This is a genomic window from Variovorax multivorans (assembly GCF_051216835.1).
Taxonomy (GTDB): Bacteria; Pseudomonadota; Gammaproteobacteria; order Burkholderiales; family Burkholderiaceae_C; genus Variovorax.
This window is the reverse complement of sequence record NZ_JBPJZL010000020.1, coordinates 110682-121372: the sequence shown is the minus strand read 5'-3', so window position 1 is coordinate 121372 and position 10691 is coordinate 110682. Positions and strand designations below refer to the sequence as shown.

Below are 10691 nucleotides of genomic sequence, written 5' to 3'. Positions count from 1 at the left end.
GGCCTTCCCGCAGGGGCTGGGCTACAACCCGACCGGCCTGGTGGCGGCGCTGACCTACTGGTCGGCCAAGGCGATCCGCGAGCGCTACATCGCCAGGCCCGCGGCGCTGGCCTGACCTGCAAGAGCTACTGCAGCACTTCTTCCGTCGTCACCTCGAAGCGCTGCAGCGTGTTCGCGCCGAACACCATCGTGATCGGCACGTCCGCCGCGTCGCGCCCGCGCGCGATCACCACGCGGCCGATGCGCGGCGTGTTGTGCCGCGCGTCGAAGGTGTGCCATCGGTTGCCCAGGTACACCTCGAACCACGCGCTGAAGTCCATCGGAAAGCGCACCGGCGGAATGCCGATGTCGCCGAGGTAGCCCGTGACGTAGCGCGCCGGTATGTTCATGCAGCGGCACAGCGTGATTGCAAGGTGCGCAAAGTCGCGGCACACGCCCGTGCGTTCGCGAAAACCCTCCAAAGCGGTGCGCGTGGCCCGTGCGTTCTGGTAGTCGAAGCGCAGATGCCGGTGCACGAAGTCGCAGATTGCCTGCACGCGCGACCAGCCCGGCGCCACGTTCGAGAAGTTGGCCCAGGCGAACTGCAGCAGTTCGCCGTCGACCTCGCAATAGCGGCTGGGCAGCACGAAAGGCAGCGTCTCCACCGGCAGGTCGGCCGCCGCATGCTCGCTGGCGCTGAAGTCCACCGGGTCGGGCCAGCCGGTGTCGAACACCACCGCGTGGTTGCGCAAACGCACGCTGCTCACCCCGACGGGCACGTGCACGCGCGCGCAGCTGTTGCCGAAGCTGTCCTGGTAGTGGTCGGTGGCCATCGGCGGGCTGAGGGTGATGTTCTCGCCGCCTTGCAGGTCCTGGGCACGCGACGGGTGCACCTGCAGCATGTAGATCACCGCCGTGGGGGCAGTGACGCCGAGTTCGATGTCGAAGCCGATCCTGATCTGCATGGGGTTCTTTCTTCCCTGAGGGGATCCGGGCGGTGCGGCCGGTGCGCGAGGCAGTGCGATGAATGACAAGCACGATCAGTGCCGTCCTGTGGGCCCATGCTATGCGACGAATCTTTCAGGCTCCACAGCCAGTACCCGCGAAGCAGCGTAGGCGGGTGCGATGCGTTGTCGGTGCGCTCCTACCTTGCACACACTCTTTCTCCCACAGACGGGGAAGGGCGGCCACTACGGGGTTCGGGCGGTGCGAAACATAACCTTGCAATTCGCTTGCATCCCCGGAGGGACACATATGGAGCTCTTTTCTCATTTCGACACGCTCGCCAGTACCTGGGGCGACGAAATCCTCGTGTGGGCCGTCGCCGCCGTGGCGGGCTGCATATGCCTCGTCGCCGTGGTCAACGTGCTCGACATGTTCCTCGACAGCAACAACGAAACAGGCTGAGTGCCCACCCCATGAAAGATTCCAGCAGATCCACGATGACGCCACAGAACAAGGCCGCCGCAGGCCGCCGTGCCAGCGCCACCAAGGCGAGCGACGGCAGCAACGCCAAGCAGCAGCAACTCGAAGGCTTCACCGTCGAGCATCCGACGACCCTCACCACCAACCAGGGTCTGCAGATACCGGACAACCACAACTCGCTGAAAGCGGGTGTGCGCGGCCCCACGCTGCTGGAAGACTTCATCCTGCGCGAGAAGATCACGCACTTCGACCACGAGCGCATTCCCGAGCGCGCCGTGCATGCGCGCGGCTCGGCGGCGCACGGCTACTTCCAGGTCTACAAGTCGATGTCGCAGTTCACCTGCGCCGACTTTCTCCAGGACCCGGACCAGAAGACGCCCGTTTTCGTGCGCTTCTCGACCGTGGCCGGCTCGCGTGGATCCGCCGATACGGTGCGCGACGTGCGCGGCTTCGCCGTCAAGTTCTATACCCGCGAGGGCAACTACGACCTCGTGGGCAACAACATTCCGGTGTTCTTCATCCAGGACGCGATGAAGTTCCCCGACCTCATCCACGCCGTAAAGCCCGAGCCGCACCACGAGATGCCGCAGGCTGCGAGCGCGCACGACACCTTCTGGGACTTCGCCTCGCTCATGCCCGAGAGCACCCACATGCTGATGTGGGCCATGAGCGACCGCGCCATTCCGCGCAGCCTGCGCATGATGGAAGGCTTCGGCGTTCATACCTTCCGCTTCGTCAACAGCCGCGGCGAGAGCCACTTCGTGAAGTTCCACTGGAAGCCGAAGCTCGGCATCCATGGCCTGGCATGGGACGAGGCGCAGAAGATCGCGGGTAAAGACGCCGACTTTCATCGCCGCGACCTGTGGGAAGCCATCGAGAACGGCGACTTCCCCGAATGGGAGCTCGGTGTGCAGATGATTCCGCAGGACAAGGAACACTCGCTCGGCTTCGACCTGCTCGACCCCACCAAGCTGATTCCCGAAGAGATGGTGCCCGTGCAGAAGATCGGCAAGCTGGTGCTCAACCGCAACCCCGACAACTTTTTCGCCGAGACCGAGCAGGTGGCCTTCCATCCGGGCCACGTGGTGCCCGGCATCGACTTCAGCAACGACCCGCTGCTGCAGGGTCGCCTCTTCTCGTACACCGACACGCAGATCTCGCGGCTGGGCGGCGCCAACTTCCACGAGCTGCCGATCAACAAGGGCGTGTGCCCGTTCCACAACTTCCAGCGCGACGGCATGCACAGGCAGACCATCGCGCGAGGACAGGTGGCCTACGAGCCCAACACGCTGGGCAGCGGCACGGAGTTTCGCGTGGACGGCGGCCAGCACGGCTTCCAGTCTTTTCCCGAAGAGATCGATCCGCCCAAGGTGCGCCGCCGCAGCCCGTCGTTCGACGACCACTTCACGCAGGCGCGCCTGTTCTTCAACAGCCAGAGCGCGGCCGAGAAGGAACACATCATCGCGGCCTTCCGCTTCGAGCTGTCTAAGCTCGAAGTGCCCGCCATCCGCCAGCGCATGGTCGACAACCTCGCGCACGTGGACGAGAAGCTCGCGCGCCGCGTGGCCGAGCCGCTGGGCATCGGCGAGCCCGATGCGAAGGCGGCAGCGGGTCGCGCGGGCTTTCGCGACCACCGCATCGAGCTGCCCATCGACGAATCGCCCGCACTCAGCATGGCCGATACCGGCGACGGCTCGATCCGCACGCGCAAGGTCGCGATCCTCGTGGCCGACGGTGTCGACTCGGCTTCGCTGAAGCCGATACGCGATGCGCTCGAACAGGCAGGCGCGCAATGCAAGGTTGTCGGGCCGCGTCTGGGCACGGTAGCCAGCGCGTCGAAGCGGCAGATCGACATCGACATGACGTTCGCGAACACGCCGTCGGTGATGTTCGATGCGGTGCTGGTGCCCGCCGGGAGCGAAAGCGCCGCTGCATTGGCGGGCATCGGCGATGCCGTGCACTTCATGCTGGAGGCCTACAAGCACTGCAAGGCGATCTGCACGGTGGGAGAGGGCGTGCAACTGCTCTCGACGCTGGGCATTGCCGCCGACTCCGATGCTCCAGCAGGCGTGATCGTGGCCGCCACGCCGGTCACAAACCTGGGCGATGCGACTGCCGCAATGCAGATCGCGCACGACTTCATCGCCGCCATCGCGAAGCATCGGCATTGGGATCGCGTGAACGTCGACGCAGTGCCGGCCTAGCAAGCTTTTGATGTATCTGTCTGCAGGCCGCATGCGGCCTGCAGCGCGTGGCGCGCCGCGCCAATGCACGCAATCACCCATGACGGGTCCGGGTTTCTCGGGGGCTACACACATGGTCCATATAAACGCGCGCTGTCTGCTCGCTGTTTCCCCCTCCATTCAAAGAAACCCACATGACTCATCCCGCACTGAGGCCAATCCGGCAGTTCAAAGCTCTGGCACTGACACTGGTCCTTGCGCTGACCGCCTGCGGCGGCGGTGGTGGCGGCGGGACCTCTTTCCCGCTGATCCCCGGGCCTTCTACGGGCACCACGCAGCCGAACACGCCGCCGCCGACCGACACGGCACCGCCGGTTGCGGAGCAGCCACCGCCCACATGTACCGCCGCTGTCCCGGCCAACGCGCCGGTCACGGCCATTTCATCCGTTCAAGGCACGGGCGACACGAGTCCTCTGGCAACGCAAGCAGTGACGGTGCGTGGCGTGGTCGTCGGTGACTTCCAGAACACCGGCACCACAACCGTGAAGCTGAATGGATTCTTCGTGCAGCAGCTCGTGCCCGATGCCGATCCGCTGACCGCGGAAGGCGTCTTTGTCTATGCACCGAACAACGCCACCCGTGTGGCCGTTGGCGATTTCGTTCAGGTCTCCGGCGTGGTGACCGAGTTCGGCCAGACCGCAGGCGCCGGGGCAAAGCCCGACAGCCTCACGCAGATTGCCGGCACGACAGCGGACCCACTGGCCATCAGCGTCTGCGCTTCCGGCATTGCCATCAGCCCGACACAGATCACGCTGCCAGTGGCCGACGAATCAACGCTGGAGCGCTACGAAGGCATGCTGGTCGAAATTGCGCAGCCCCTGGCCGTGACGGAACTGTTCGAGCTGGGCCGCTATGGCCAGATGGTGCTGGCATTGAACGGGCGGCAGTTCAACGCCACCAACGGCAACGCAGCGGCGACCCACGCGCAGAACCTGCTTTCGCGCATCGTGCTGGACGACGGCTCTTCGCGCCAGAACCCGAGCCCCATTCCGTACCTGAGTGCAGCCGGCACAGACGGCACGCGGCGCATTGGCGATACGACGCAGAAAGTCACCGGCATCCTGAGCCACAACTTCGCGGCCTATCGCATCCAGCCGACGGTGGCGCCCGTGTTCGCGCAGGCCAATCCGCGCTCGCCGACCGCACCGGTCGTCAGCGGCCAACTCAAGGTGGCCAGCTTCAACGTGCTCAACTACTTCACCACGTTCGTGAACGGAGAAACCTCATCGGGCCAGACCGGCCAGGGTTGTTCGTTCGGAACCGGTCCTGCATCCGCGGCCAACTGCCGCGGCGCGAATGACCTGAACGAGTTCCAGCGGCAGCAGGCCAAGATCGTGGCCGCCATTGCGGGCCTCGATGCCGACGTGGTGGGCCTGATGGAAATCCAGAACTCCGACGTGGCAACGAACGACCTGCTGGCTGCCCTCAATGCCAAGGTCGGCCCGAACACCTATGCCGCCGTCAACAGCGGCGTGTTCGGCACGGATGCCATCAAGGTAGACATCCTGTACAAGCCCGCGAAAGTCCAGCGCGTCGGCAACGCAGTTCTTCCGACGGGCACGGATCTGACCGACTACACCGCCGCAAGCGGACGGCCGCCGCTGGCCCAGCGATTCAGCGCGGTGGGCAACAACGGCGGCTTCTGGTTCGTGGTCAACCACTTCAAAAGCAAGGGCAGTTGCCCCACCACCGGCGACGTCGATCAGGGGCAGGGCTGCTTCAACCTGGCGCGCACCCAGCAAGGGACGGCACTGAACAGCTTCGTCGCCAAGCTCAAGCTCATGGACGAGGACGAGACCGACGTGCTGATGATGGGCGACTTCAACAGCTACCTGCTGGAAGACCCGACCAAGGTGCTCGAAGCCGCCGGCAACGAGAGCCTGCTCAAGCGCATGCCCGCCGACAACCGGTACACCTATGTCTTCGGCGGCGAAACTGGCGCGCTCGACCATGCCTATGCATCGTCTTCGCTGGGCTCGCAGGTCAGCGGCGTGAGCGTGTGGCACATCAACGCCGACGAGCCCACCGCGCTGGACTACAACACCGACTTCACCACCGACGACCGCTATGCGCCCACGCCCTTCCGGGCATCGGACCATGACCCGGTGCTTGTCGGCCTGACCCTGGCGGCCGATGCCGCAGTGACGCAGCCCATCGTCAGCGCGTCGATGCCGACGGCCGCAAAGGTCGGGGAAACCTACAGCGTGAACATCTTCGAAGCCACACCCGGCGGCGCGACCACGCTGACTTCTCTTGCAGTCGATTGGGGAGACGGCAGCGGCGCCACGACAGCACCCGGCACCGGCACGGTGACGCATACCTACGCGGCCGCGGGCACTTACAACGTGGTGACCACGCTGACCAACTCCGCCGGCCAGACCGCAACGCAATCGGGCAGCGTGAACGTGAGCGCGGTGGTCGTGGTAGTACCGCCCGGAGCGCCGGATCTGTTCTTCAGCGAATACGTGGAAGGCACGGCGAGCAACAAGGCGATCGAGATCTACAACCCGACCGCATCGGCAGTGGACCTGAGCCTGTATACCGTCAGGCTGTATTCCAACGGCACGGCTACGCCGCCAACCAACTCCCAGGCGCTTTCTGGCTCCTTGCCGGCTGGTGGCGTGCTGGTGCTGGCGAACGCCAGTGCTGCGGCTGCCTTCAAGCCCGCAGGCACACTCACCAGCGGCGTAGTCAACTTCAATGGCGACGATGCCCTGACGCTGGAAAAGTCGGGCGTGGTCATCGATCGCTTCGGTCAAGTCGGCTTTGATCCCGGAACCGAGTGGACCGTCGGCGGAGTCGGCACACTGAACCGGACCCTGCGCCGCAAGCCTGACATCAAGGCAGGGGATCGCAACCCGGGCCTTGCTTTCGATCCGTCGGTGCAATGGATCGGTTTGCCAGAGGACACCTCCGACGGCCTGGGCGCGCACACGGTAAATTGACCTGGCGCAAGCACCCTCTTAGTCCTTTAGCGCTAGACCGTATTGAGAATAGGCGCGGCAGGAGGCCGCTCCTAGACTTTCCCCCCGAGGCCTGAACGGCGCGCACTCCCGCGGCGTCGAACATCCGCAGCAGCGGATGCATGGGCCGCACGCAGGGGGTTCAATGGCGTGGTTTTCAAGATGGGGATGGGAGCGCCCTGCACGTCATCGTGCGGGCTTCGCAGGTGCGCTCGGTCTGGCTGGCGTTCTTCTCCTGGGCTACGGCTCTTTGGCATCGGCGCAGCAGGCGACGAGCGCCGAAGCCGCGGCCAGCAAGATGGAGCAGGCCCGACTGGCCGACACCGACACCTTGCTGGCATTGACCAGCGAAGGCGCTGTTCTCTATGGGCAGGACGCGGTCAAGCTCTCGGGCTACCAGTACTGCAGCCAGGCCGTTGCGCTGGCCGAGGCCGGCGAGTTTCGCCAGAGCGTGCGCGCCGCGAGCAAGGCGCTGCACCTGGCCAACGCCACCAACGACCCGAACCTGATGGCCATGGCCAATCGCGACCTGGCCATTGTCTACAGCTATTCGGGCCAGCTCGAGAAGGCCGAAGAGTTCGCACGCGAAGCGCTCAGGCACCAGGCGCGCGACCCCAAGCTGGTGGTCGGCCCCGTGCAGAAGGTGATCGGCGACGTGCGCACGCGCCGCGGCGATTTCTCCGGCGCGGTGCTCAGCTATGACGAAGCGCTGGCCAACAGCTCGCCGCGCTACGCGCCGCTGGTGCAGGCCTCGCTGGTCAATGCGCTGATCGAATCGGGCGACCCCGCACGGGCACGCGAAGTGCTCGGCACCATGGCGCCGCCGAAGGACGCACCACTCACCGCGCAGCTCGACCGCACCCGCGCCCGCCTGCTGCTGGCCGAGAACAAGCCGGCCGAGGCGCGCGACATGTACCGCGCGCTCACGGCGCGCCAGGTCGGCGCGGACACCGAGTACTACCGTCTCTGGGCCTGGGACGGTGTGGCGCGCAGCGAACTCGCGCTGGGCCAGAAGCAGGCCGCGGCCGAGGCCGTGGGCCGCGCGCTGGGCGATGTCGACAAGGTGCGCGCCAAGTTCCGCAGCGAAGAATTCAAGATGGGCCTGTTCTCGGACCTGCAGACGGTGTTCGAGCGCGGCGTGGCCGTCTACAGCGACGCGGGCGATGCGCGGGCTGCATTCGAGGTGAGCGAGCACAGCCGCTCGCGCGCGCTGCTCGATGCGGTGCGCGGCCGCGCGAAGATCAACGAGCAGGCCGCCAACACAGTCGACCTTGCCACGCTGCAGCGCACGCTGGCGCCCGACGAACGCGTGGTGCAGTTCCACTCGCTGCCCGACCGGCTCGTGGTGTGGGTCGTGAGCTCGAGCAGCATCACGGAGAAGACGGTGGCGGTGAAGCGCGACGAGCTCAACGAGCTGGTCGAGACTTTCCGCAACTCCATTGTGCGCGGCCGCCGCACCGCCATTACCAACGCAGACAAGCTGGGCGCCGCGCTACTCGGGCCGCTCGGCCTGGCACCGGGGCAGAGGCTGATCGTCGTGCCGCACGGGCCCTTGCACTACCTGCCGTTCCAGGCGCTGCGGCTCGACGGCCGCTACGTCATAGAGACGCATCCGGTGGCGGTGGCGCCGTCGATCAGCATCGCTGTGCAGCTCGCGCAGCGCACGCCGCGCGTGAATGCATCGCTCACCGCCTTCGGCAATCCGCGCATCGAGGACAAGTACGACCTGCCGGGCGCCGAGACGGAAGTGAAGCAGCTCGCGCAGCTGTTCCCGCGCAACACCGTGTACATGGGCGCGGCCGCCACCAAGACGCAGTTCCGCGACGTGGCCTCGCGCTCGCCGCTGATGCACGTGGCGGCGCATGCAGAGGCGGATGCGGTCGATCCGCTGTACTCGCGCATCCTGCTGGCCAACGAGGGCGGCAAGCAGAATTTTCTGGAGGCTCACGAGATCCTCGAGCTGCCGATGGACGGCACCGCGCTGGTCACGCTGTCGGCCTGCGAATCGGGGCTGGGGCGCATCGCGCAGGGCGACGAGGTGCTGGGCTTCACGCGCTCGTTTCTCTCGGCTGGAAGCTCCAGCCTGATCGCCTCGCTGTGGCCGGTGTCCGACGACGCGACCGCGGTGCTCATGAGCACGCTGTATGGCGAGCTGGCCAAGGGCCGCGACATCCAGAAGGCCATGCAGGCCGGGCAACTCGCTGTATTGAAGGACCCAAAGATGTCCCATCCCTTCTTCTGGGCGCCGTTCAACCTCATCGGCAACTGGCGCCTGACGGTAGGGAGCTGAGCCATGCGCAATGCCATGAAAAGAAACCGCTCTCTTGCTCTTGATCCGCGCAGCGCATTGCGTCCCGTTGCCTGGGCTACCGGCGCGCTGGTGTCGGCCATGTTTTTCATGGCTGCCGATCGCGCGCATGCCCAGGAGCAGGCGCAGGCCGAGTCGCAAGCCACGTCGGCCAACGATGCCGGCGACAGCACCGAACTGCTGCCCACCAAGGACCCCTGCGGCACCTGCGACCGCCCGCTCGCGCAAGCAACCGGCGCCGTCGCACCGCAGAGCCTGCCCGCACCACCACGCCCCACAGGCGCGACATTCAAGCTCAACGACCTGCGGCTCAACGGCGTCAAAGCGCTGACAAACGAAGAGCTGCAGACCATCACCGGCCCCTACATCGGCCGCGACGTCACGCTCACTGACCTCGAAGAACTGGCGAAGGCCATCACCGCCCGCTACAAGGAACGAGGCTATTTCCTCGCGCAGGCCGTGGTGCCCGTGCAGACCGTGCGCGACGGCATCGTCGAGATCAGCGTCATCGAAGGCCGCCTCGGCAAGGTCGACGTGGTGGTTGCGCCCGACGCGCCCATTGCCGAGTCGCGCGTGCGCGGCTTCCTCGCGCCACTGCAGCCCGGCGAGGCCGTGAGCGCGCCGGCTTATGAACGCGCGATGCTGCTGCTGTCGGACCAGCCCGGCGTCAAGGTGTCCTCGGGACTGCAGGAAGGAGCGCAGGCCGGCACCACCGACCTGTCGGTCGAAGTGGCGGCCGCGCCGCGCTGGGCCTTCACGGCCGAGGCCGACAACCACGGCACCAAGGAATCGGGCCGCTACCGCGTGGGCGGCACGGCGCGCTGGCTCAGCCCCTTCGGCATCGGCGACAACCTCGACATGCGCGTGATGGTGTCCGACAGCAACGCGCTGCAATACGGCCGCATTGCCTACGAGGCGCCCATCGGCACCAGCGGGCTTCGCGCGGGCGTCGGCCTGTCGCGGGTGAGCTACGAGCTCGGCGGCCAGTTCGTCGACCTCGATGCACGCGGCCGTGCCAACGTGCTCGACTTTTCGCTGAACTATCCGCTGATCCGCCAGCGCCAGCAGAACCTGTTCCTGCGCCTGGGCGTCGATGTGAAAGACCTTACCGACGAACTGCGCGCAGCCGACTTCAGCTCGAAGAAGCGAGTCAACGGCCTGAGCCTGGGCTGGACCTGGGAGCGCCGCGACGATCTGCTGGGTGGCGGCTACTGGGCCAGCTCGGGCACGCTGTACCACGGCAACCTCTCGATCCGCGACCCGGAAAGCCGCGACTTCGATCGCAGCATCACCGGCCACAACACCGAAGGCGGCTTCACCAAGCTGAGCTTCCAGCTCTCGCGCCTGCAAGCCATCGTGCCGCGCCACTCGCTGTACCTGTCGCTGGGCGGCCAGTGGGCGAGCAAGAATCTCGACGCCTCGGAAAAACTCGCACTCGGCGGCGCGCGCGCGGTGCGTGCCTACCCCTCGGGCGAACTGCTGGTGGACCAGGGCGTGATCGGCACGGTCGAATGGCGCTGGTCGCTGAACGAAGAGCTCACGCCCTTCCTCTTCTACGACGCCGCGCACGGAAAGATCGTGCGCAACCCGACGCCCTACGACGGCATCAACAGCCACAGCCTGCGCGGCTACGGCGTGGGCCTGAGCTGGTCGCGGCCGGGCAATTTCTCGATCAACGCCACGCTCGCCTGGCGCGCCGGCACGCCGCCTGCGCTGACCGATGGCGGGGGCCGCAACCCGCGGCTGTACGTGCAGCTCATCAAGGCGTTCTGA

At 66.3% G+C, this 10691-nt stretch carries 6 protein-coding genes; 5 read left to right on the top strand and 1 reads right to left on the bottom strand.

Translation table 11 applies throughout. The features are described 5' to 3' along the window. Window positions 1-125 precede the first annotated feature (125 nt). Window positions 126-944, bottom strand: a complete 819-nt coding sequence (locus ACSFCA_RS33215; protein ID WP_093077051.1) for a transglutaminase-like domain-containing protein — start codon at window positions 942-944, stop codon at window positions 126-128. Between the two features lie 289 nt (window positions 945-1233). Here ACSFCA_RS33215 and ACSFCA_RS33210 point away from each other — a divergent pair, with 289 nt between their 5' ends. The 5 genes from ACSFCA_RS33210 to ACSFCA_RS33190 all read left to right on the top strand — a co-directional run bounded on the left by ACSFCA_RS33210 (window position 1234) and on the right by ACSFCA_RS33190 (window position 10691). Beyond that, window positions 1234-1386 carry a hypothetical protein gene (locus ACSFCA_RS33210; RefSeq protein ID WP_258351529.1) on the top strand — a complete coding sequence of 51 codons (153 nt, stop codon included), beginning with the start codon at window positions 1234-1236 and terminating at the stop codon, window positions 1384-1386. Window positions 1387-1421: 35 nt separating this feature from the next. Further along, a complete protein-coding gene (gene katE, locus ACSFCA_RS33205; protein WP_435462408.1) occupies window positions 1422-3608 on the top strand; it encodes a catalase HPII in 2187 nt (728 codons plus the stop codon). A gap of 173 nt (window positions 3609-3781) precedes the next feature. After that, on the top strand, window positions 3782-6592 hold the full coding sequence (locus tag ACSFCA_RS33200; RefSeq protein ID WP_435462409.1) for an ExeM/NucH family extracellular endonuclease: 2811 nt from the start codon (window positions 3782-3784) through the stop codon (window positions 6590-6592). A 163-nt stretch (window positions 6593-6755) separates the two neighbouring features. Beyond that, window positions 6756-8900, top strand: a complete 2145-nt coding sequence (locus tag ACSFCA_RS33195; RefSeq protein WP_435462410.1) for a CHAT domain-containing protein — start codon at window positions 6756-6758, stop codon at window positions 8898-8900. Between the two features lie 15 nt (window positions 8901-8915). Continuing rightward, a complete protein-coding gene (locus ACSFCA_RS33190; protein WP_435462411.1) occupies window positions 8916-10691 on the top strand; it encodes a ShlB/FhaC/HecB family hemolysin secretion/activation protein in 1776 nt (591 codons plus the stop codon).